The 22,936-nt window shown below is 43.0% G+C and carries 23 protein-coding genes; 15 read left to right on the forward strand and 8 right to left on the reverse strand.

Annotated features, from left to right (window positions below):
• The 3 genes from lipA to JHD45_RS08050 all read left to right on the forward strand — a co-directional run bounded on the left by lipA (position 1) and on the right by JHD45_RS08050 (position 4,046).
• A complete protein-coding gene (gene lipA, locus JHD45_RS08040) occupies positions 1-960 on the forward strand; it encodes a lipoyl synthase (RefSeq protein WP_199476001.1) in 960 nt (319 codons plus the stop codon).
• Positions 961-1,135: 175 nt separating this feature from the next.
• Positions 1,136-3,031 carry a biosynthetic arginine decarboxylase gene (gene speA / locus JHD45_RS08045; RefSeq protein ID WP_199476002.1) on the forward strand — a complete coding sequence of 632 codons (1,896 nt, stop codon included), beginning with the start codon at positions 1,136-1,138 and terminating at the stop codon, positions 3,029-3,031.
• Between the two features lie 127 nt (positions 3,032-3,158).
• Positions 3,159-4,046 (forward strand): GNAT family N-acetyltransferase, encoded by an 888-nt coding sequence (locus tag JHD45_RS08050; RefSeq protein ID WP_233407705.1) that lies wholly within the window; start codon positions 3,159-3,161, stop codon positions 4,044-4,046.
• Here the strand turns inward: JHD45_RS08050 and JHD45_RS08055 are convergent.
• Positions 4,036-4,725 (reverse strand): hypothetical protein, encoded by a 690-nt coding sequence (locus JHD45_RS08055; protein ID WP_199476003.1) that lies wholly within the window; start codon positions 4,723-4,725, stop codon positions 4,036-4,038. The two genes, JHD45_RS08050 and JHD45_RS08055, sit on opposite strands and share 11 nt — an antisense overlap.
• A 204-nt stretch (positions 4,726-4,929) precedes the next feature.
• Here JHD45_RS08055 and parC point away from each other — a divergent pair, with 204 nt between their 5' ends.
• The 3 genes from parC to bfr (JHD45_RS08070) all read left to right on the forward strand — a co-directional run bounded on the left by parC (position 4,930) and on the right by bfr (JHD45_RS08070) (position 8,308).
• A complete protein-coding gene (parC, locus tag JHD45_RS08060) occupies positions 4,930-7,233 on the forward strand; it encodes a DNA topoisomerase IV subunit A (RefSeq protein WP_199476004.1) in 2,304 nt (767 codons plus the stop codon).
• A gap of 124 nt (positions 7,234-7,357) precedes the next feature.
• The gene (gene bfr, locus JHD45_RS08065; protein ID WP_199476005.1) at positions 7,358-7,828 is read left to right on the forward strand and encodes a bacterioferritin; all 471 of its coding nucleotides are present in this window, start codon (positions 7,358-7,360) and stop codon (positions 7,826-7,828) included.
• Between the two features lie 15 nt (positions 7,829-7,843).
• Entirely contained in the window at positions 7,844-8,308 is a 465-nt protein-coding gene (bfr, locus tag JHD45_RS08070; protein ID WP_199476006.1) for a bacterioferritin, read from the forward strand.
• 45 nt (positions 8,309-8,353) lie between these two features.
• Here bfr (JHD45_RS08070) and JHD45_RS08075 read toward each other — a convergent pair whose 3' ends face one another.
• From JHD45_RS08075 to JHD45_RS08085, 3 genes are all read right to left on the reverse strand, one after another.
• On the reverse strand, positions 8,354-8,554 hold the full coding sequence (locus JHD45_RS08075; protein ID WP_199476007.1) for a bacterioferritin-associated ferredoxin: 201 nt from the start codon (positions 8,552-8,554) through the stop codon (positions 8,354-8,356).
• Between the two features lie 167 nt (positions 8,555-8,721).
• Positions 8,722-9,369: a DsbA family oxidoreductase gene (locus JHD45_RS08080; RefSeq protein WP_199476008.1), complete on the reverse strand. Its 648-nt coding sequence runs from the start codon at positions 9,367-9,369 to the stop codon at positions 8,722-8,724.
• 95 nt (positions 9,370-9,464) lie between these two features.
• The gene (locus JHD45_RS08085) at positions 9,465-10,139 is read right to left on the reverse strand and encodes a DNA-3-methyladenine glycosylase I (protein WP_199476009.1); all 675 of its coding nucleotides are present in this window, start codon (positions 10,137-10,139) and stop codon (positions 9,465-9,467) included.
• A 200-nt stretch (positions 10,140-10,339) separates the two neighbouring features.
• Between JHD45_RS08085 and JHD45_RS08090 the strand changes: the two genes are divergently transcribed.
• The 5 genes from JHD45_RS08090 to JHD45_RS08110 all read left to right on the forward strand — a co-directional run bounded on the left by JHD45_RS08090 (position 10,340) and on the right by JHD45_RS08110 (position 14,732).
• The gene (locus JHD45_RS08090) at positions 10,340-11,065 is read left to right on the forward strand and encodes a pyridoxine 5'-phosphate synthase (RefSeq protein WP_199476010.1); all 726 of its coding nucleotides are present in this window, start codon (positions 10,340-10,342) and stop codon (positions 11,063-11,065) included.
• Positions 11,066-11,068: 3 nt separating this feature from the next.
• A complete protein-coding gene (locus tag JHD45_RS08095) occupies positions 11,069-11,677 on the forward strand; it encodes a tRNA-uridine aminocarboxypropyltransferase (RefSeq protein WP_199476011.1) in 609 nt (202 codons plus the stop codon).
• A gap of 92 nt (positions 11,678-11,769) precedes the next feature.
• Positions 11,770-12,057: a DUF1244 domain-containing protein gene (locus JHD45_RS08100; RefSeq protein ID WP_199476012.1), complete on the forward strand. Its 288-nt coding sequence runs from the start codon at positions 11,770-11,772 to the stop codon at positions 12,055-12,057.
• Positions 12,058-12,137: 80 nt separating this feature from the next.
• Entirely contained in the window at positions 12,138-12,767 is a 630-nt protein-coding gene (locus JHD45_RS08105; RefSeq protein WP_325097271.1) for a transglutaminase-like cysteine peptidase, read from the forward strand.
• Positions 12,768-12,776: 9 nt separating this feature from the next.
• Positions 12,777-14,732 (forward strand): EAL domain-containing protein, encoded by a 1,956-nt coding sequence (locus JHD45_RS08110; protein WP_199476014.1) that lies wholly within the window; start codon positions 12,777-12,779, stop codon positions 14,730-14,732.
• A 55-nt stretch (positions 14,733-14,787) separates the two neighbouring features.
• Here the strand turns inward: JHD45_RS08110 and JHD45_RS08115 are convergent, their stop codons facing one another.
• Complete coding sequence (locus JHD45_RS08115; protein ID WP_199476015.1) at positions 14,788-15,162, reverse strand: hypothetical protein; 375 nt, start codon at positions 15,160-15,162, stop codon at positions 14,788-14,790.
• Positions 15,163-15,314: 152 nt separating this feature from the next.
• On the opposite strand from JHD45_RS08115, the gene JHD45_RS08120 reads away from it, so the two are divergent.
• The 4 genes from JHD45_RS08120 (at position 15,315) to mobA (ending at position 20,455) form a co-directional block, all read left to right on the forward strand.
• Positions 15,315-17,654 carry a type I secretion system permease/ATPase gene (locus JHD45_RS08120; RefSeq protein ID WP_233407706.1) on the forward strand — a complete coding sequence of 780 codons (2,340 nt, stop codon included), beginning with the start codon at positions 15,315-15,317 and terminating at the stop codon, positions 17,652-17,654.
• Positions 17,655-17,658: 4 nt separating this feature from the next.
• Positions 17,659-19,002: an HlyD family type I secretion periplasmic adaptor subunit gene (locus tag JHD45_RS08125; RefSeq protein ID WP_199476016.1), complete on the forward strand. Its 1,344-nt coding sequence runs from the start codon at positions 17,659-17,661 to the stop codon at positions 19,000-19,002.
• 108 nt (positions 19,003-19,110) lie between these two features.
• The gene (locus JHD45_RS08130; RefSeq protein WP_199476017.1) at positions 19,111-19,785 is read left to right on the forward strand and encodes a helix-turn-helix transcriptional regulator; all 675 of its coding nucleotides are present in this window, start codon (positions 19,111-19,113) and stop codon (positions 19,783-19,785) included.
• A gap of 58 nt (positions 19,786-19,843) precedes the next feature.
• Positions 19,844-20,455: a molybdenum cofactor guanylyltransferase gene (mobA, locus tag JHD45_RS08135; RefSeq protein ID WP_199476018.1), complete on the forward strand. Its 612-nt coding sequence runs from the start codon at positions 19,844-19,846 to the stop codon at positions 20,453-20,455.
• Between the two features lie 7 nt (positions 20,456-20,462).
• On the opposite strand, the gene JHD45_RS08140 is transcribed toward mobA, so the two are convergent.
• From JHD45_RS08140 to purM, 3 genes are read right to left on the reverse strand one after another with little or no spacing between them, the layout of a single operon-like run.
• A complete protein-coding gene (locus tag JHD45_RS08140) occupies positions 20,463-21,185 on the reverse strand; it encodes a DUF3108 domain-containing protein (protein ID WP_199476019.1) in 723 nt (240 codons plus the stop codon).
• A gap of 20 nt (positions 21,186-21,205) precedes the next feature.
• Positions 21,206-21,856, reverse strand: a complete 651-nt coding sequence (gene purN / locus JHD45_RS08145) for a phosphoribosylglycinamide formyltransferase (RefSeq protein ID WP_199476020.1) — start codon at positions 21,854-21,856, stop codon at positions 21,206-21,208.
• Positions 21,853-22,911 carry a phosphoribosylformylglycinamidine cyclo-ligase gene (purM, locus tag JHD45_RS08150; protein ID WP_199476021.1) on the reverse strand — a complete coding sequence of 353 codons (1,059 nt, stop codon included), beginning with the start codon at positions 22,909-22,911 and terminating at the stop codon, positions 21,853-21,855. The genes purN and purM overlap by 4 nt, the downstream gene beginning before the upstream one ends.
• Positions 22,912-22,936: the final 25 nt, after the last annotated feature.

Consider the following 22,936-nt stretch of genomic DNA (forward strand, 5'->3'; position numbering starts at 1 on the left):
ATGACTGCAGAACGCAAACGCGTCGTCCAGGGCGAGAAACTTCGTGGCGCTGATAAAATGGCGCGTATTCCTGTAAAAGTTATCCCAACTGAAGAGATTCCACGTAAGCCAGACTGGTTGCGTGTACGTATGCCTGCTTCGCCTGAGATCGCTCGCATTAAGTCAACACTGCGTGAACATAAGTTAGCGTCTGTTTGTGAAGAGGCTAATTGCCCTAATTTGGGTGAATGTTTTAGCAATGGTACAGCTACTTTCATGATTATGGGGGAGATTTGTACCCGACGTTGTCCTTTCTGTGATGTGGCACATGGACGTCCTAATCCATTGAGCCCAGATGAGCCGAAAGAACTAGCGATTGCTATTCGTGATATGAAATTGAAGTATGTGGTCATTACATCAGTGGATCGTGATGATCTGCGCGATGGCGGGGCTCAGCACTTCGTTGACTGTATTCGTGAAACCCGCGCGTTAAGCCCTACTATCGAGATCGAAACCCTCGTGCCAGATTTCCGAGGACGTATGGAGGCGGCATTAGATATTCTCGAAGTGGCACCGCCAGATGTGTTTAATCACAATTTGGAATCGATTCCTCGTCTTTACCGTCAAGTTCGTCCAGGTTCAGATTATCAGTGGTCTCTGGATTTATTGAAAAAATTCAAGGAGCGTTGCCCTGATGTACCGACCAAGTCTGGTTTGATGGTGGGAATGGGAGAGACGTTCGAAGAAATTGTTGATGTGCTCAAAGATTTGCGTGCCCATAATGTTGATATGTTGACCATCGGTCAATATCTACAGCCGTCTAAGCATCACTTCCCAATGGCTCGTTTTGTACCTCCTGAAGAGTTTGCACGTTATGAAGAAGTGGCAAAAGAGCTGGGCTTTAAACACGCAGCTTGTGGTCCCCTTGTACGTTCATCTTACCATGCGGATAAGCAAGCCCATGGCGAGCACGTGTCCTAGGTCATTTTAACGGGTCAACGAAGCGGTGTTAGGATTGGGTTCCTAGCCCCGCTTTTTTATTATTTGTACAAACTAGCATGTCTTTGCTTGCTGGTTTTACGAGTTATTAACAATACTGTGCTAAGTTAGATTAAAAACTTGGTACCGTTACACGGTTTATTTAGTAGGAGGCAAAATGACGCCTTGGTCAGTCAAAGATTCGCTTGAGCTTTATAACGTTAATCATTGGAGTGCGGGCTTTTTCTCAATTAATGAAGAGGGTCGTACAATTGCATTACCTGATCGAGAAAAAAGTATAGATCTGACCGAATTGGCGAAACAACTTAAAAGCCAAGGCATTCCTTATCCTTGTTTGGTTCGTTTCCCTAATATTTTGCATTCTCGAATTGAAAAAATTACTGATTCGTTTTGTCAGGCAATTGAGTATTATGACTATCAGGCGAATTACGCCATTGTTTACCCGATTAAAGTTAACCAACAGCGCCGTGTAGTGGAGGAGATTGCGGGGTGTCAGCCTGATAATTCTTCCACGGTGGGGTTAGAAGCGGGAAGTAAGCCGGAATTGATGGCAGTGTTAGCAATGCATCAAAATCCTAATGGCATCATTGTGTGTAATGGTTATAAAGACCGCGAGTTCATTCATCTTGCTCTGATGGCTGAAAAAATGGGCCATCAAGTCTTTATCGTGGTTGAAAAATTACATGAATTGGATTGGATTTTGGAAGAAGCCCATAAAATTGGGGTGAAGCCTCGCATTGGTATTCGTATCCGTTTAGCCTCTACTTGTACTACTCACTGGGGTAACAGTGGAGGGGAAAAATCCAAATTCGGTTTGACCACTTCGCAGTTGCTACGTGCTGTTGATCGTTTACGAGATTTAAGCTTGCTGGATTGCCTGGAGTTAATTCATTTTCATCTAGGCTCTCAAATTACCCGTATTCGTGATATTCAAAACAGTCTAAAAGAGTGTGCTCGCTACTATTCTGAACTTCACCAGATGGGAGTGCCTGTGAAGTGGGTGGATGTTGGCGGTGGTTTGGGTGTGGATTACGAAGGAACTCGTAGCCAGAATGCTTATTCAGCGAACTACAGTATCAGTGAGTATGCTAACAATGTCGTGTTTGCGTTTCACAATGTGTGTGAGCAATATGATTTGCCTCACCCAAATTTGATTTCTGAATCTGGTCGCGCAGTAACCGCTCATCATGCCATGATGATTGCCGATGTGTTTTCTTACGGTGCAGAGCTTTTACCCATTGAAGCACCCAATGAAGATGCTGTATTGGAAATACAACGATTGTGGAGCTGCTATCAGAGTTTAAAGGGGGGAGACGAAGTCGACACCCGTTCTTTAGTGGAAATTTATCATGATTTGTTGGACGACTTTAACGATAGTCTGACGCTCTATAATCATGGCCAGCTAAACCTAGAGCAACGGGCCCAAGCGGAAAATCTGTTTCTTGCAGCCTGTCGGAATTTATTACCGAAGCTAGATAATCGTAATCGCAGTCATCGTCCTGTGATGGACGAACTAAATGAGCGTCTTGCAGAAAAACTGTTTGTTAATTTGTCCGTATTTCAATCCATGCCTGATGCTTGGGGCATCGATCAGTTATTCCCTGTATTGCCGCTACAAGGCTTGGATAAGGCACCGTCTTTCCGAGGGAAAATTCAAGATGTCACCTGTGACTCTGATGGGTGTCTGTATCAGTATGTGGATGGACAAGGCATTGAGTCTTCTTTACCTTTACCGCCGCCGCCAAAAGACGGTGATTACTTAATGGGATTCTTCTTGGTAGGCGCGTACCAAGAAACCTTAGGAGACCTGCATAATTTATTCGGAGATACACCGTCGGTAGATGTATACTTGACCGATAATGGCTTCAGGATTGATCATGTCTTAATGGGTGATAGTGTTCAGGATGTGCTGAAATACGTCAGTTATGATGAAAAAGCATTAACGTCAAGATACGCTGATAAAGTGGCCGCTAGTTCTCTGTCTGATGAGGATCAGCAAAATTTGATTAATATCTATAAAAAGGTATTGCAAGGCTCAACCTATTTAGTCTAACGATCTTTGATCGCTAACGTGCAACGCCAGAAATGCGTACATACTCGTGCTCGCTCCTGTTATCGCCAAATTGGTAAGATGGGGTGAGCATTTTTTATTGGCGCTCTGTTTTTAATACAGGATTCTTATGACTTTTCTACCTTCTTTCAAGCCTCCATATTACGCTGTCGTGTTGACCTCAACCTTACTTTTGGATGATATGTCTTACCATGTCATGATGTCTAAAGTATCCGAACAGGCAAAAGAGGAGTCGGGTTTTTTGGGAGAGGAAAAATATGACGGAGAGAGTTCTATTTTTATCACCTACTGGTCAGAGAGAAAGTATGCTGAGGCGTGGAAAGACAACAAAGTTTTGAATCGCGTGTTATATCTTGGGGAGCAGTTTTGGTTTCAAAGTCATGCATTGCGTTTGATTGAGGTGTTGGATGACCGTTTGTTTATTCAGTCCCAGGCACCTGATTACTCATCACGTTTTCCTTATATTGAAACGGAACGTGGTATTTTGAGAGTGCTTGATCGCTCTCAAGTGTGCTTGTTGCAACACTATGTAAATCAAGAAAAAGATTTTTTTGCGCCTTGGGAGCCGACTAGAAGCGAGTCCTATTATTCTTTAGAGGTATGCCGACTCAGAGTGGAGGAAATGCGTCGTGACTTTTTGGAAGATAAAGCTGTGACCTTGTGCTTTTTGACAAAGGATCAGCAGAGGATGGTGGGATATGTTAATTATTCTAATATTGTTCGTGGTGTCTTTGAGGCCTGTCATTTAGGCTATAGCTTACGAGAAGGCGAACAAGGCAAAGGTTTGATGCACGAGGCACTCACCGCTGGTAATGAGTATATGCGCAATCAATCTGGTATTCATCGAATACAAGCGAATTATATGCCCCGAAATGAAAAAAGCGCGGCAGTTCTTGCTCGTTTAGGATTTGTGAAGGAAGGGATAGCGCGTGATTATTTAAAGATTAATGGACAGTGGGAGGATCATGTTTTGACCTCTTTGGTATTCAATCATTGAGTGGCTTAGCCAATAACATCACTCTTCCTTTTTCTGGGTAGGGAGTGTAGATGCAAAGTACGCTCGTGCTTTTGTCCGTTGTGTTATAGAGTGCTTTGGGCGTTTGTTTTGCTATGAATAATCCATGATCAGAGAGTGGCTCAGCGGTTTTCATATGGGTGCTTACCTTTAATGAATCGTTGTGAAGAGGCAATAAAAACTGCCCAGTGTTTTTGTGATAGTAAGTTGATTCTTTATAGTGTGCTGGATACAAATTAATATTGATAGCCCCATTTTTCCCTTGCCATAGCGGCCAGGATGTCACACCCAAGCGTTCCGCTGACGCTTCAACGGTGCCGGAAGAGACTTTTTTAAAGTCACTCTCGCAGTCGCTATTGGGCTCACGAAAGAAAGTAATAACGCAAATCTCTACCTGAGGGGCCAGTATGGTGGCAATCGTGGTGTGGCGTCTGGGGAGCAAAACACCTTGATGCATTTTCAGGAGCCTGTCTTCTTGTTGGCATTTGAGAAAGACTTCGCCTTTTAAAACGAATAGAAAAGTGTGTTGAAAACCATGGTAGAATCGTATTGGATTGGTTGCTTGGGTGAGTGTCTCTAGGCGAACACGAAGATTATCGCAGTGATGTAACAGTATTGCATGGGCTTCCTTTCCAAGATGGTAGTGTGTTTGCGCTAGCATTGTTTGACTACCTTAATCATCGCCATTCTTTCCTGATTATTATTACGTCCTTATTGAAGCATGAGAAGCTTCGTCTTTCCATTATAATATTGGTGTGAAGGTTGCAGTTGGTAAGGGTGTTTCTTTATAGTACGCACAGTTAATTTATTTATGGGTAGTGTGCTCATAAACCCACACTAAAATCGCGGTAGAAGGAAAACCTCCTTGAGTGAGTTGTCAAATTTTGAGTCCAATGAAACGCTTTCATTGAAAGACTATACAGAAAAGGCGTACTTGAATTATTCGATGTACGTTATTTTAGATCGAGCATTGCCTCATATTGGCGATGGTTTAAAACCGGTTCAGCGCCGTATTATTTATGCGATGAGCGAACTGGGCCTGAAGGCAACGGCTAAGTATAAAAAGTCCGCTCGTACTGTGGGGGATGTGTTAGGTAAGTTTCACCCTCATGGTGACAGTGCTTGTTACGAAGCCATGGTATTGATGGCTCAGCCATTCTCATATCGTTATCCATTAGTTGATGGACAGGGCAACTGGGGAGCACCAGATGACCCTAAATCCTTCGCAGCCATGCGTTATACTGAATCCCGTTTATCTAAATATGCAGATGTGCTGCTCAAAGAGGTGTCTCAAGGCACTGTGGATTGGGTGCCAAATTTTGATGGCACGTTACAGGAGCCTTCTGTGTTGCCTGCACGCCTGCCAAATTTGCTGTTAAATGGCACAACGGGTATTGCCGTAGGCATGGCAACCGATATTCCTCCTCATAATTTACGTGAAATCGGTGAAGCTTGTATTCATCTTCTGAATAACCCAAAAGCAGGTTTAGACGATTTACTGGAATTTGTTCAAGGCCCTGATTTTCCAACAGGTGGTGAGATCGTTACGCCTCGGGCGGATATCCGTAAGCTCTATGAAACGGGTAAAGGGCAGATAAAAGCCCGTGCTCGTTATGAGGTTATCGAAGGGGAAGTGGTAGTCAGTGAGCTGCCGCATCAAGTATCAGGAAGCAAGGTTCTTGAGCAGATAGCGGCCCAAATGCAAGATAAAAATCCTGCTAAAAAACTCTCTATGGTCGTGGATTTACGTGATGAATCGGACCATGAAAATGCGACCCGTTTAGTGATTGTGCCTAAGTCGAATCGAGTCGATATTGAATCGTTGATGACACATTTATTTGCCACGACGGATCTAGAAAAGTCCTATCGTGTGAATATGAATGTAATCGGCTTAGATGGTTTGCCACAGGTAAAGACGTTACCAAGTTTTTTAGCGGAGTGGTTACGTTTCCGTATCGATGTGGTGAGACGTCGTTTGCAATTCCGTTTAGATAAGGTAATCAATCGACTGCATATTTTAGAAGGTTTGCTGGTTGCCTTTTTAAATATTGATGAAGTGATTGAGATCATTCGTAACGAAGAGAAGCCAAAAGTGGAGTTGATGTCTCGCTTTTCGTTAAGTGATATTCAGGCCGAGGCTATTCTTGAGCTGAAATTGCGCCATCTTGCCAAACTGGAAGAGATGCGTATTACCGCAGAACAAAATGAGCTTGAGAAAGAGCGTAAACACCTTGAAGCTTTGTTGGCTTCCGATGCTAAACTTAAAAAACTGATTTCTACAGAGATTCGTGAGGCAATAGACGACTTTGGTGATGAGCGTCGTACTCCCATTGTTGAACGTAAAGAAGCACAAGCATTTAGTGAAGAAGCATTGTTATCAAACGATCCAATTACTGTGGTGATCTCGAAACAGGGTTGGATTCGCGCCGGTAAGGGGCATGATCTCGATGTAGAGGGACTAAGTTATAAATCGGGAGATGGCTTTTTGGTGAGTGCAAAAGGGCGCTCTAATCAAACGCTGGTGTTATTAGCGTCAAATGGTCGAACCTACTCTATTAAGGCACACTCATTGCCTTCTGCCAGAGGACAAGGTGAACCAATTACGGGGCGTATTTCATTAGAAAGTGGTGTTACTATTGTTTCAGCGGTCTTGAATAATGAAGATGCTCACTATTTGATTGCCAGTGATGCAGGTTACGGCTTTGTTGCTCAGTTAAAAGACCTTTACGCTAAAAACAAAGCGGGTAAGGCTACCTTGAGTTTGCCAAAAGGGGCGCAAGTGATGGCCCCCGTATTGGTGGATGATCCTGAGTTTGGCAAGGTTGTGGTGGTGTCTAATGAAGGGCGCATGTTGGTATTTGATGTGGCTTCTTTGCCTAAAATGGCCAAGGGGAAAGGTAATAAAATGCTGAGCATTCCAAGTGCCCGTGCCGCTGAGCGAGAAGAGTTACTGATTGCTATGGCGAGTATATTGCCTGACGATCTTTTAATGGCCTATGCGGGTAAGCGCTTTATGTCATTTGTTGAGAAAGATTTAATGGATTATAGTGGTGAGCGTGGTCGTCGCGGCCTGAAGTTGCCTCGTGGATTCCAGCGCATTGATCGGTTAGAGGTGAAAAAAGGCGAAGGGAAGTCCGCAAAAATAGAGGGAGACCTTTTGGCTGATTAATATTTTTTATTAGGTTTTTCTTTTTCTCTTTGTTTTATTAATAGATAATGAGATGGATAAAGTACTAGTTTTAGTGGATATGAGTATTCTTATGCCTTATCGAGGCGCCTAGGAGGAAAGAGTTATGAAGGGTAGTCAAAAAGTTATTGATAGTTTAAACGCGTTGTTGGCCAATGAATTGGCTGCGATTGACCAGTACTTCATTCATTCTCGTATGTATGATGATTGGGGACTGGCAAAGCTGTATGAACGCTTAAACCATGAAATGGACGAAGAGAAGCAGCACTGTGATTGGCTTATCAAGCGTATTCTCTTTCTTGAAGGCGTTCCTTGCATGACCAAACGTCGTGATTTGCTGGTGGGAACAGATGTTCGCTCGATGATGTCGAATGACTTGGTTCTTGAGTTAGAAGTGGTTCAGGGAGTTCGTAAAACCATTGCGATTTGTGAATCTGAAGGCGATTATCAGACTCGAGAAATCCTAGAGAAGCTTTTGTTTGATACTGAAGAGGACCACGTCTATTGGTTAGAACAGCAGCTTGGCCTAATGGACAAGATTGGTATGCAAAATTACATTCAATCTCAAATGAGCTAATTGAAGGAGCTTTTGATGAAGGGTGATTCGGCTGTTATCGCGGGTTTAAATAAGGTACTAGCGAACGAGTTGGTGGGTATTAACCAATACTTTCTTCATGCTCGTATGTTTAAAGATTTTGGCTTTAGTAAACTGGATAAAGCAGATTATAAGGCGTCGATCCAAAAAATGAAAAATGCAGATCGTTTGATTGAGCGAATCTTATTTTTGGAGGGACTGCCTAACTTACAGGATCTCGGCCGTTTGCGTATTGGTGAAAACAGCGAAGAGATGATTGCGGCGAATCTAGAGTTGGAATTAGACACGTTGACGATATTAAAAGATGTCATAAAGCGGTGTGAAGACAAACTGGATTTTATGAGCCGTGATACGCTAGAGAAAATTCAGGAAGAGCAGGAAGAGCAAATTGACTGGTTGGAAACACAACAGCTTTTGATCAAAACATCTGGCATTGAAAACTATCTTCAGTCTCAAATGTAGTGCTGTGTTGATTGTCTGGAGGCTCTTACTATTGTGTGAGAGCCTTTAGGCAACTTGAATTTGAACCTGTGTTTCTGCAATATTGATCAATTCATCGTTTAGTATCTTTTTAGCGCATTGGCAACATTTGCCACATTGACTTCCCAAGTTAGTCTCTTTATATAGCTCGCGCATCGTGGTCGCACCTTCCTGAATCACTTCCTTCACTTTTTTATCCGTGACACCGTTGCAGAGACATACGTACATAAATGAAAATCACTCTCAATTGTATTCGATAGATTGATTCTAATGCAAATGGTAATGGTTATCAAAAAATAAAAATTTATGTATCAGTGAAATCTAATAGATTTACTCTCTGTACAGAGAGTGTACAGATTAATGACGCTCAATCTGTACACATCTCGTTAGCAGGGCTAGCTTCTTACAGTGTCCTCGGCAATATCACTCAGTACTTTTAAGAAAGATTCAGGTTGATGGGCGCCATGTAACATATATTTGTCATTAATTACGTAGGTCGGAACGGAGGTGACATCGACTTGGGTAAGCTGTTTAATTTTTTTATCAACGAGTTTTCGAGTTTTCTCTTCATAGGCAAGCTGAATGTCCTTGTCTTTCATGCCAATGCTTCGTGCTACGTCTTCTAGAACGTTTTTTTGTCCAATGTCTTTACCTTGTGTGAAATAGGCATCAAATAACGCTAAGCTTAGCGGTGTATCCAGTTTGACTTGGCTTGCCGCCGCAACAAATTGATGAGCAAGTTTAGTATTGGGGACGCGATCCTTGTCCGAAAAATTATAGGTAATACCATTCTCAAGCCCAACTTGTTGAAGGGCGTGGGTTGCTTCATTGAGGCGTTCTTGGCTGCCAAATTTTGCGCCTAGATAGGTTTCTCTGTCTGCGCCTGTTATTGGTAGATCGGGATGTAATTCAAATGGTTGCCAACGCAGATCTATAAGGTAATTATCGCCTAACTGATCTAAGGCTTGTTTTAGGCGGCTGTATCCCAAATAGCACCATGGACAAGATAAATCTGAAATAATGTCGATGCGTAAATCGGCCATGTTTTCTCCTAATGTATGTGTTGTAGCGTGTTTATGCTGACTCTTATGCTGGAGGGTGACTTATTAGCCAGCTCCTTTGTGGGCGGGGAGGGCAATTAATTGACACCCATTGCGATGCATTGGCTAATTTCGCTTAAAGAACGGCCACTTTCGTTGTGCCAGTGGTTAAATGCAGTTTGTGCCGCTAATAGGGCGGACTGAGTGTTTCTTCCTGTTGTTATAATTTTGTGCTGACGTAAATAGCCTTCGACATCTTTGGTCAATAAAAAAGTGTCTTTGCCCATCGTTCGTAATGTATAGGGGCCAGTGTTGCCACCTAACCGTTTCCCATGTTGTTTTAGGTATGTCCATAGGGCAACGATGTTCTCTGTGGGCCAGTTCGCAATAAATGCGGCAAAAGTACCATGCTTTGTTTGACACTCGTGGATCATTAATGCATTTTCACGAATGGTCATCACTTTGCCTAAATTACGAATGATACGCGTGTCTTTGGCTTTTTCTTCCCACATTTCGTCGTGGATCAAAAGCATCTTTTCGATATCAAAACCAAAAAAGACGTCCTCAAAGCCATCCCATTTATTTCGTACGACCTGCCAGTTAATGCCAGATTGAAATATTTTTTGGGAAAAAGCCGCTAACCATCGATCATCCGTTATTTGCTTGAGTGCCTCAGCGGAGAACGGTCTATTTAAGGTTTGTTCTACTGCCAGTGTACCTCCGTGGCGCTGGGCCGCTCGATCATAAATGCTTTGGAAGGCTTCATACTTCATCAGTTATTCCTCTTTTTCAGAGACGGTCCAAAACGAATCTGCTCTAGGGAGAGTTTACCATAATGCTTGGAAAGACGTGTGTCGTGATAACAAAGTGTAAGAGTTTAGTGAAGCGCTCGGCGCCTTTCTCTATAATGGTAGGTATATTCATGCGATTGCTATGGTAGCGGTGCGAAGACAATGATAGCGAGAGAAGTTATATGACACATTTGAGCGTTAACCTGAATAAAATAGGCTTACTGCGGAATTCTCGTGGCAGAAATTATCCGAATATGGTGGATATGGCAAAGCGAACATTAGATTTAGGGGCGTTTGGTATTACTATTCATCCAAGACCCGACCAAAGGCATGCCACCTATCAAGATGCTTATGATCTGAAAGAGTTGCTTAAGCGCTATCCTGATGCAGAACTCAATATTGAAGGCTTTCCAGATGAGCAGTTTCTTAGTGTCGTGCTGGAAGTGGCTCCTCATCAATGTACTTTAGTGCCGGATGACCCGAATCAATTAACCTCCGATCATGGATGGAATGTGGCCCGTGATCAGGATGCATTGCGTCCAGTTATTGCTAAGCTCAAGGAAAAAGGTATTCGTGTGGTGTTATTTATGGACCCAGATGCTGATAATATGATTTTGGCGAAGGAGGTGGGGGCTGATCGTGTGGAATTGTACACAGAAGAGTATGCGAGCCATTACGGTAAAGACGATTTTGATGCCATTGCTGCGCGCTATCAAGAGGCCGCCCAAGCCGCTCTAGACGCAGGTTTAGGTGTAAACGCAGGTCATGACTTGGATTTAACGAACGTTGAAGCTTTGTGCCAATCGGGTCGGATTACCGAAGTATCTATCGGACATGCCTTGACGGTAGAAGCGCTTGATTTAGGTTGGGATCAAGTTGTGAAGGCGTATTTGGCAAAAATAGTCTAGCAAATGTCCCGTTCACATCGTTTGGTTTGTGATGGCTGTTCTTTTCTTGTCACTCAGTGTGTCTGTCAATGGATCCCCTCTATCAACAACCCATTGCCTGTGGTGGTCATTCAAGACCAAAGGGAAGCGAAACATGCTAAGAATACGCTAACTTTATTACGGTTGGTGTTACCCTCACTGCGCTGCATTTCAGCACAGAGCGGTGAGGAGTTGCACGCTGCACTGGATGTATTGCCGCTTGATCGATGGCGGCTAGTCTTTCCCAATGAAGGTTCAAGCCCTTTAGAGCAGGTGACAGAAGAGGAAAAAGCGGAGATTGAAGGTATCATTTTGATTGATGCAACATGGCGAAAAGCAAAGCGTCTTTTTTTGTCAACTCCTAAGTTGCAAGCGATGATATCGTGGCATTTCGTTTCCCCTCCTCACAACGATTATGCCATCCGTAAGTCGCCGAAAGAGGAGGCTTTATCGACGTTAGAGGCGTGTGCTTATGCTATTGAACAGTTGACCGAGAAAAATATGCAACCTTTGCGTGATTTTATGGTCTCAGCTCAAGCCTTTCAATGGCGTCAGCAACCAGAAGGGCATCAGCATCGAAATCGTGACGTTTAGGGTAATAAATACAGCCACTATTAGACCTATTCCCGCTATTATTGCTATTCGGTAAAGAGATTGCGGGTTAAAAAGAGTTTTAGGAGAAGACAATGGATAAGCAAACAGAAATTGAAGCCGCTGTATTGCGTCGCTTTTTAAAGCATTTAGATGACAACAAATCCGTACAAAATATTGATTTGATGAACTTAGCTGGTTTTTGTCGTAATTGTTTAAGTAAATGGTATCTTGCTGAAGCTGAAAAAAGAGGTGTAGACATCGATTATGATGCTGCTCGTGAATATGTTTATGGGGAGCCTTATAATGACTGGAAAGAAAAATACCAGCCAGCGGCAACACCGGAACAGTTAGCTGATTTTAATGCTAAGTTTTCTAAATAAGTTGTCATGGCTGTCATAGGTCAATTGGACTGATGCTCTCTCTTTCGCTTTTCAATGGAAAAAAATGGCGGCTCATTGTTGTGTTGCTGCTTCTTTGCATCTTGCCGCAAATTGATTTGCAAGCGGATATATCAAATAAATATTTGGCTCTGGCAGCAAAAATTGGCAAAGAGTATGGCCCAAGAGCGGAGAAACGTATACTGGCTTGGCGCCATTTAGTCGACAACTCTAAACAACTCCCCATTGTTAGAAAATTAGAAGTGGTGAATAACTTCTTTAATCAGTTACCGTTTGTGAGTGATCTTCAGCATTGGGGAAAAGAGGATTATTGGGCAACACCGATTGAGTTTCTAGCAACCGATGGGGGCGATTGTGAAGACTTTACCATTGCCAAATACTTTACCCTTAGGGAACTTGGTGTCCCCGATGATAAACTGCGTCTTGTGTACGTTAAATCATTGACGTTAGATCAGCACCATATGGTATTGGCTTATTACCATACACCGACTTCTATTCCTGTCATTTTGGATAATTTAGATAAAGAATTAAAGCCAGCGACAAGACGGCCTGATCTAAAGCCAATTTATTCATTTAATGCAAGAAACTTATGGTTATCTAAGGAAAAAGGGCGAGGGATTCTAGTGGGCGGCTCTTCTCGATTGAGTCTTTGGAAAGATCTTAACAACCGTTTTGCTAAGTACAATAACTAGGAGAATCAGATGACATTATTCCGCCAGTTGCTGATGATGATTGTTGTCATCTTGTCGTTGGTCCTGATTGCCGTGATGGGAATTAACTTCAATACGACAAAAGGCTATCTAGTCAATCAGTTAGCATCAACGGCTCAGGACAGTGCGACATCGTTAAGCATGTCACTGTCCGGCTACATGGCCGACAAAGATAAAGCATCCATTGTTAGTACAGTAAATGCGGTGTTTGACAGTGGTTATTTTTCAGAAGTGCGCGTGCATTTTTATGCCGACAACACCGACCTTATCCGTAAAAATGAAACCAAAATTGTGGGTGTCCCGCAGTGGTTTATTAACATGATTGATTTTAATGTCCCCGTTGCAAATGCGGTTGTATCAAATGGTTGGAACGAGTTGGGACAAGTTTATATTACAGGCAGTGCTGGGTATGGCTATTATCAACTTTGGCTAGCCACACGTGACTTGCTGTTATCCTTTATTGCGATTGGTGTTGTGATGGTTGCATTGGGTTGGTTGGGATTGCGTTGGCTCTTTAAACCGCTGTCTGAGGTTGAGAAGCAAGCGGAAGCTATCCAGCAGCGTCGTTTCTTAAAAATGACTAAGATTCCCAAAACGCGCGAACTTAAATCTGTTGTTTTGTCTATGAATAGAATGGCTGAGAAATTAGAAAAGGAATTTGAGGCTGAGGCAAACGCGGTGCAATGGCTGCAATCTAAAGCGTTTCAAGACCCTGTTAGCGGGCTTGGCAATCGACATTTTTTTGATAGGCAAGCGAAAGCGTATTTCGCGAGCAATGATCGAACCATGGATGGGATTGCTTTGATTAGCTTGACGGACCTTGCCAAGCTAAATAACGAGCGAGGGTATGAGGCTGCGGATTTATTTATTCGATCGGCTGCTCAAATATTGACTGGCAAGGTAATGAGTCTGCCATCGGCAGCGACGGTTGCACGTTTATCTGGTGCGGACTTTGTGGTTTTGATTCCTAATGTTGATCAAGATCGGTTGAAATATCTCGTGAATGATATGATGGACAGTTTACTGGAGTTAGTGACTTCGAAGATCAGTTATTCCGATGCGGTTGCGAACATTGGTGCAGTTATTATTACCGGAGACATTGATGTATCTAGCGCCATGGCACAAGCCGATGCGGCGTTGCGGGAGGCTAAGATGGCAGGCATGAATACCAGCCGAGTATTTGATGTCAAAACAGGTCAGGAAATGGCGATTGGTCGTATCGAATGGAGGGAGATGTTGGAGTATGCCATTGAACATCGAGCCTTTACTTTACGTAAACAAAGAGTCGCGTTATTTGAGAGTGAGTTAGGAACCCTGCATGAAGAGGTCTTTTCCAGCCTTGAGTATGAAGGTAAGCAATATCATGCTGGCTACTTTATCGGCTTGGCTGAACAGTTTGATTTAGGTGATCAAGTAGACCAAGTGATTATTGAACGGGTTATCACGTACATAAAAGCGCGTCATGATAGTTTAACATCACCTTTGGCTGTCAATATTTCAGCATCAGCATTCATTAAACCATCGTTTGTTGATTGGTTAGATAGTGTATTGAGAGGTCTGGATGGACAGTTACGCCACTTTTTGACGTTTGAAATATCGGAACAAAGTGTGCTCGCTTCGGAAGATTATGCGTTTGACCTATCTCAAATGTTAAAGCACCATGGGGTGACCTTTGGCATTGATAATGTGGGTAAACAGTTTTCGGCCTTCCACTACTTACAAGTTTTGATGCCAGACTATGTTAAAGTGGATCCCTCTTATACAAAATTGGTAGCGGGTAGAGAGTCAGAGTCCTTTTTTATGCAGACGCTATGTAAAATGTTCAACAGTTTAAATATTCAAGTCATCGCAACAGGGATCGAGAGTGTGAATCAACTGTCTACTTTGCAGCGTTTTGATGTGGCGGGTGGACAAGGGTTCGCAATTGGCCTACCGTCAGATATGTAATATCTATCTGGCGGTATAGTGACATAACGCTGAGGGCCCGCAATAGGCATGAAGATTAAATAAGAGAGTCTTCATGCCCGTTCATTTTGTGGCTGTCTTCTAGAATAAGGTGCTCATCGTAGTTGTTACTGTGCACACCACGGATCCACTTACGACTGAGTAATTTTTTCTGGGCCGCTAAAGGAAGCTCGGTAAATTGGATCAATCGTTTGGCACTTAGTAGGTCGATAAGGTCTTCTAGAATCCTCATCATTTCATTGTCCGAATTTTTTAGTATGTCTTCGGTGCTGGCTTCAGATGACTTAAGCTTTTCTTCAAGAAGCGCGGCAACAACGGGATCATTAGGGGCGACAAGTTGTGTGAACTCATCGGATTGCGACGTCGCAACATCGATGATGTGCCCTTCTTTGTTTAATTTTGCGTAAAGCATCTAAGCTCCTGTAATGTATTAACTTATATGTTTGTCTCTATAAAGAAGCGTTCTTCCCTTCGCTTGTAATAAGCTCTATTCTATAGCCATTATGTATAAGCTTAGCAAAATAAACCTATGTTTTTTACAATATTTTAAAGGGTATGTGCAGTATGTCTGACTCCACCAGTCCAAAACAGAACGATTTTGCTTCACTTGAGACGACGCCCCATTCAGATCAAACGATAAAAAAGAAGGATGAGTCATCTGATGCTGATTTGGAACATGAAGAGGTGGAAGATAATAAGCTGGAAAATGAAGAGCTCTCATCAGAAGGTTCTGAGGAAGAACCTGTCAATCCTAAGCCCCAATGGAGCATTGATGGGGCCTCATTAGAGTACCCCAATCCGCTGTTAGATTGCTTGGTTTTACTAAGTAAATATTTTCACAACCCTTATTCTGCGGATTCTATTGCAGCGGGCTTGCCTATTACAAATAACGAAATGACGCCAGAAATGTTTAAGCGTGCGGCTAAGCGTATCAATATTAGCTCGCGTTTAGTAAAACGTCCGCTTGGTAAAATTCCCGATATGGTATTGCCATCCGTTTTGCTCTTACATGATAAACAAGCGTGTATTCTGCTGCGTGTCGATACGAATGGCCATACGGCAACGGTACTCCGTCCAGAGTCGGGTGAGGGAGAAGTAGAAGTTGATCTAGATAACCTTCATGAAACCTATTCAGGCTATTGTTTCTTCGTGCGTCCCCAATACAAGTTCGATCGTCGCTCTCAGCACGAAGAGGAAAAAGTGTCTCATAAACATTGGTTTTGGGGGACGATTACGCAATCTTGGCGGATTTATCGAGATGTCTTCATTGCTTCACTACTCATCAATATTTTTGCCGTGGCCAGTCCTCTGTTTACGATGAATGTGTACGATCGAGTGGTACCAAATAATTCGTTTGATACATTATGGGTATTGGCCGTTGGTGTGGTAACCATCTATATTTTTGACTTCCTACTTAGAACTTTGCGTGCCTATTTTATAGATATCGCAGGTAAGAAGTCAGACATTCTTATCTCTGCAAAGATTTTCTCTAAGGTCAACAACATTACAATGTCATCTAGACCGAAATCGGTTGGGGCATTTGCAAAGAACCTTCAGGAATTTGAGAGTATTCGAGACTTCATTACCTCAGCTTCTATTACCACACTGGTTGATCTTCCTTTTATGTTCATCATTATCGCGGTGATTTGGTTGATAGGTGGGCCTGTTGGTTATATTCCCATTGTAAGTATTTTTTTGATCCTGGGTTACAGCTTTATTGTTCAGGTTCCTCTACGACGCTCAATAGAAGAAAGTCAAAAGACCTCTTCCCAGAAAAACGCCATACTCATTGAAAGCTTATATAACGCCGAAAGTGTCAAGTTAAATAATGCAGAAGGTGTCTTACAGAAACAATGGGAAAGTGCAGTGGGTAACATTGCCGATTGGGGGGTGAAAACTCGTCAGTTATCGCAGTCTTGTTCGTCCTTTGCGATGGTGGTGCAACAGTTAACCACGGTAGTGATTGTGATTGTGGGGGTGTATCAAATCTCAGAAGGACATATGTCAATGGGGGCACTTGTCGCATCGGTTATGCTGACTGGGCGTGCACTTGGTCCTGTGGGTCAGATTGCAGGGTTGGCCACTCGTTATAACCAAGCCAAATCGGCCTTTACCGCCCTTAATGGGATTATGGGGTCACCTGTTGAAAATCCTGATGATATCAAATTTGTGCATCGACCTCGTTTTGAAGGAAACTTTCAGTTTGATGAAGTGAGCTTTGCTTATCCAGAGCAAGAACAGGCCGCGCTTAGTCATATAAATTTCACCATTAATGCGGGTGAAAAAGTGGCCATTATTGGTCGAATTGGCTCGGGCAAGTCGACCTTAGGTAAATTGATGACAGGGTTGTATACCCCTATTGATGGTGCTGTGCGTGTTGACGGAGTGGATGTTAGACAAATTAATCCTACAGACCTGCGTCGCAACGTGGGGAGCGTTTCCCAGGACGTTACTCTGTTTTATGGCTCTATCAAAGACAATATTCTGATGGGGGTGCCTTATATGGAAGATGAAGCCGTTGTTCGTGCGGCTGAATTGGCAGGCGTCTCTGAGTTCGCTAACCGCAAGCCGAACGGCTTGGACAGTATTGTTGGAGAGCGTGGTATGCAATTATCCGGTGGGCAACGACAAAGTATTGCTATTGCCAGAGCGTTACTCTTTGATCCACCTATTCTTATTTTGGACGAGCCGACGGCCTCAATGGATAACACGACGGAGGCTCGTATGAAACGTCGATTAGTGGATACCATGAAAGATAAGACGTTAATACTCATTACCCATAAAGCCTCTATGCTCGATATGGTAGATCGAATTATTGTTATGGATAATGGTCGTCTGATAGCAGATGGACCTAAAGCACAAGTGCATGAAGCGTTAAGACAAGGCAGGCTGAAGGTTAGCTAACTATATGAAAGACAGCAAAAAAAACATAGCGCAAAGAGACCTTGAGTTTTTAAGTGATCGTAACTCCGCTTTGATGCTTAAAAGCCCACGGGGTGGTCGTATCATTTTGTGGGTGATCTTCACTTTTCTCGTCATTGCGGCGTTTTGGGCGGACCATACTACGTTAACGGAGAGAACGGTTGGGGTTGGCACGGTGATTCCCTCGCAGCAAGTTCAGCAAATTCAAAACTTAGAGGGCGGTATATTAAAGTCGATTAACACCCAAGTAGGGGCTACTGTGAAAAAAGGTCAAATACTAATGACCATTGACAACTCTGCTGCCTTGTCTTCCCTTCGTGAACAGGAAGCAGAATCAACGAACTTATATGCCAGTTCTGTTCGTTTACAAGCTGAAGTAGATGGTAAGAAACCTGTTTTTAGTCAGTCTTTTGCTGAAAAGTATCCAGATTTAGTCGCTCGTGAAATGGATTTGTATAATACTCAAATAGAGTCATTGCAAGCAAACAAACAAGTCTTCCAACAACAGGTCGATCAAAAACAACAAGAGATCATTGAGCAGCAGTCTAAGTTAGAAAACCTTAAGAAAAGCTACAAGTTATCATCTGAAGAGCTTACTTTGACGCGGCCTGCCTATAAGCAAGGTGCCGTCTCTCGAGTAGAGCTTTTACAATTAGAACGGGATGTGAATAAGATACAAGGGGATCTCGATGCCACGGAGCTTGCCATACCTAGGGCTTACTCTGCGCTTAAGGAAGCACAAAATAAACTTGTGGAAAGCGATGCAAAGTTTATGTCTGATGCACAAGAGCAACTTAATAAGGTGCAAAGTAAGTTAGATCAATTGAAACAAGCGAATTTCTCATTGCAGGATAGGGTGTCTAGGACTCAAGTACGTTCTCCTGTGAATGGTATTGTTAAACAGATTCAAATCAATACTATTGGTGGCGTTGTCAAGCCAGGGATGGATCTAATCGATATCGTACCCATTGATGATACCCTATTGATTGAGGCTAAGATAAAACCCAAAGATATTGGGTTTATTAAGCCAGGTCTGCCAGCGATGGTGAAATTGACCGCCTATGATTTTTCTATTTATGGGGGATTAAAAGCCCATGTAGAAACTATTAGTGCCGATACTATTGTGGATAAATCCGATAGAGAAGGACGAAGCTATTATTTAGTTAGAGTGCGAACGAACCATAATTACCTTGGTACCAAAAAAGACCCACTACCAATAATTCCTGGTATGCAAGCAACGGTCGATATCATTACAGGCAAAAAAACACTTTTGCAATACTTGTTTAAACCTATTTTAAAAGCAAAAGAGAATGCGCTGCATGAACGTTAATTACAAATTTCTTTTAAAAATGGCCGTTGTGTAACAAAAGTTAACGATTTTAATGGGTTAGATTCCGTAAGATTTGTTGTCAGTATTGCATAAAGAACGAGGAATACTTTGAAAATATTGTGTTTGAGTACTGATGAGGCTGTTTGGAATCATTGGAATACAATCGTTGATTCTAGTGTCACGTTGTGTCGTGAGCATGGCTTTAGTGAAATCGATAACGCTTTGGCCTCAGAAGAAACGTATAAGTATTGTTTTATTTATTTGGCTCATAACGACTTTTCAGCCAATGTGGAGAGCGTTGTTTCTTTACAGCGCAAGTATCCTAAGCAAATTATAATAGTCTTTCCTAATCAAGCGAGCCAGGCCGCTGCGCTACGACTTTTTTCTGTTGGGGTATTAGGGCAATGTTCACCCTATATCGGAAGAGAACAGTTGAAATTAGTCTTGTCTGTAGTTGACTCTGGAGAGATTTGGGGAGGGAAGACGTTTATCAATAGTCTCATTACTCAGTCGGCTTCGTTAAAAGGAGCGAGTGATGATAAGGAAGATTTATTGCAAAGCCGTGAGGACGAGAAAGATGTGCTTGTGGAGTTATCGGATAGAGAGCGTAATGTGGCGACACTTGTCTCAAATGGCCTGTCTAATAAGCAAATAGCAAATGAAATGGACATTACTGAAAGAACCGTTAAAGCGCATTTAACGACAATTTTTAAAAAAACTCACACGAAAGATCGCCTGTCCTTGGCGCTATTGGTGCAAAACGCTCCTAAACTTGTTCATTAGAGATGTGGTGTACGTTCCTTTCTCAAACCACTCCATTGTGTCATCAGATGTGACTTTTATGACTGTGTCTTTTTATCATTATAATACTGAAGAAGTTTCCGCGCTGATTGTCGCTGGTGGCAAAGCTCAGCGAATGTCGGGTAAAGAGAAGGGGTTACAGTGCTTTCGAGGTGTTCCCATGGTGGTTTCTGTCGCGATGGCGTTAAGAGAAATCACATCAGATGTTGCTGTTAACGCAAATCGATATCAAGAAGACTACGAGGCGCTTGGTTTTGAAGTCATAACAGATTTAGCGGATTATCAAGATTTAGGTCCTTTATCTGGTGTTATGGCGGGTTTACATAACGCAACGAGTCAATTCCTACTGCTTTCGCCTTGCGACAGCCCCTGTGTTACTTCAACGATTTTCCACGCTTTGCTCGAGGCTATTAAACGCCAGCCGAATCAAATCCATTATATTGCGACAGCAGCAGAACGACATCCATTGCATGCGGCTCTTCCCGTATTGACTGCTCGGAATGCTTTATCGGCTTTTCTTGCTCAAGATGTGAAAAAAAGTGTCATGGCATTTTATGAATTTCATGGTTGCCAACCTCTAAATTGGTGTGAAGAGGCGTCGGAGTTGATCAATGTTAACTATTCTGAGCAATTAGAGCAGGGTGGTAAATAAACTAAAATTAGCCTTTTTTGAAAGATTCAATATCTAGGTCGTACGATTGACCATCTTCTTTATGAACAAGCTTTACTAAAAGGTAATCATACTTAGGGGCGAACCAAAATGAGGATTTTTTTCCACTATCGAGGTTATCCGTTCGGGTGACTTTAATGGCTTTAATGCGTCCTAGTTTGGTATTGATGGTTTCCTCCTTGTCTCGTTTAAAGGTCCAAGTCTTAATGTGTCCTCCATCAGCGATTTTATAGCTAAATCGTTTTTTTCCTAGTTTTACATCTTCTCTAACTTGCAATTGGACGCTCAATTTGTCGACAGTATCGGGCTCGATGGACATGTACCATGGTATATTTTTAACATTGTTGCGCACTTTCATTGAGTGCCAATCAAAGTCCAGCACAGCATTACGCTTTTTACCAAGTAGGCTACTTTGATACTGATAATGAAGAGGGCGTATTTGGTGGTTCTTTACCTCAAAATGCACTCTTTCATCTAGGGAAGCAATGAGGCTGTCTGCAGTGAAAATAAAGTCCCACTGATTGTTAGGGGCTTTTTTAAGTGTTTGTTTTCCTTCTATTTTTAGCTTAATGCCTTTTGACCAAATGGTGCTATAGACAGCGGAGTAAGGCGTTAAAAAAGAGTCGGGGGAAGAGCTGGCTGCTTGGACAGGGAGTAACGATATAATCATTAAGGTTGCCAAAGTAAAAAGTGACTTCTTTAGATATATCATACTCGTCTGTCCTCACATCATTATGGTTTTTCCTGGTAATCAATGCCGCTCAAAGGCAGTTTTTGACCATCCAAAAAAGCATATTTGTCTTGGTGTGTCAGGCGTTCTTCGCTAAACCACTTCACTGCTAAAGGGTATATAATATGCTCAAGCTTATGAACTCTTTCAGCCAGTGTGTCAGCGGTATCCGACGGCTCTATTGGGGTCCTCGCTTGTACAACGACTGCTCCTGCATCCAGCTCTGCGCTAACAAAGTGTACCGACACGCCGTGTTCTGTCTCTTTGGCATCAATCGCTCGTTGATGCGTATTTAATCCTTTAAACTTAGGCAATAAAGAAGGATGAATATTAAGCATTCTTCCTTCGTAATGCCGAGTAAAGTCTTCTGTTAAAATTCGCATAAAGCCAGCCAATACCACGAGTTTGGGGCGGTATTGATCAATCACGAATTGTAATGCTATATCAAACTCTTCGCGGCTATTATAGCTTTTATGATCCAGCACATGCGTTGGGATGCCCGCTTTTTTAGCTCTTTCGAGCCCATAAGCGTCGGTTTTATTGCTGATCACGGCGCTGATGGTTACGTTTAGAGTCCCTTGCAAGCTTTGATCAATCAAAGCTTGCAAGTTGCTACCGCTGCCAGAAATTAAGACAACGATGGGGAAGCTCATGCCTGTGCCTCTAGATCAGAGATAAGCACGTCTTTTCCATCCTTACGTTCACAAATGTCACCGATGATCCAAGCGTTTTCGCCTTCTGCTTTTAGAATGGCTAAGGCTTCATCCGCTTTATCAGCATCAATAGACAGTACCATACCAACGCCACAGTTAAGAACACGGTACATTTCTTCTTGTTCAACATTTCCTTGTTCTTGTAACCAATTAAACACAGCGGGGCGTTTCCAGCTAGAAGCGTCAATGCGTGCTGCAGTATTGTCAGGAAGAACGCGTGGAATATTTTCGAGCAAACCGCCACCGGTAATGTGTGCAAGGGCATTAACATCGACGCTTTCCATTAGTTTAAGAATGGATTTAACGTAAATGCGAGTGGGCTGCATTAGTGCCTCTTTCAGTGCAACACCGTCGATTTCTTGATTGAGGTCGGCTTTGCTGACGTCGAGAATTTTTCGTATCAAAGAGTAGCCATTAGAATGAGGACCGGAGGAGCCTAGAGCAATCAGTTTATCGCCTACGGTCACTTTGCTGCCATCAATGATCTTTTCTTCTTCGACAACGCCGACACAAAAGCCTGCCAAGTCATAATCGCCATCGTGGTACATGCCTGGCATCTCTGCTGTTTCGCCGCCAACGAGTGCGCAGCCTGCTTGTATACAGCCTTCACCGATGCCGGTGACGACACTTGCTGCCACGTCAACATCTAGTTTACCTGTCGCGTAGTAGTCTAAGAAGAAAAGGGGTTCTGCGCCTGCGACGACAAGGTCGTTGACACACATGGCGACTAAATCGATGCCAATTGTGTCGTGCTGGTTGAGATCCATTGCTAGACGAAGCTTAGTACCGACGCCGTCAGTGCCCGAAACAAGAATAGGGTTTTTGTATTTGGTTGGAAGGCGAGTTAATGCGCCGAATCCACCTAACCCCCCCATCACTTCCGGACGGCGAGTTTTTTTGCTAACGCCCTTGATGCGCTCAACAAGTTGATTTCCAGCGTTGATATCAACGCCAGCGTCTTTATAACTAATCGATGTTTTATCCGATTTGGTCATTGCCTATGCCTTATCATGTTCGGGG

Origin of the sequence: Marinomonas spartinae (assembly GCF_016461715.1) — a bacterium.
GTDB lineage: Bacteria > Pseudomonadota > Gammaproteobacteria > Pseudomonadales > Marinomonadaceae > Marinomonas > Marinomonas spartinae_A.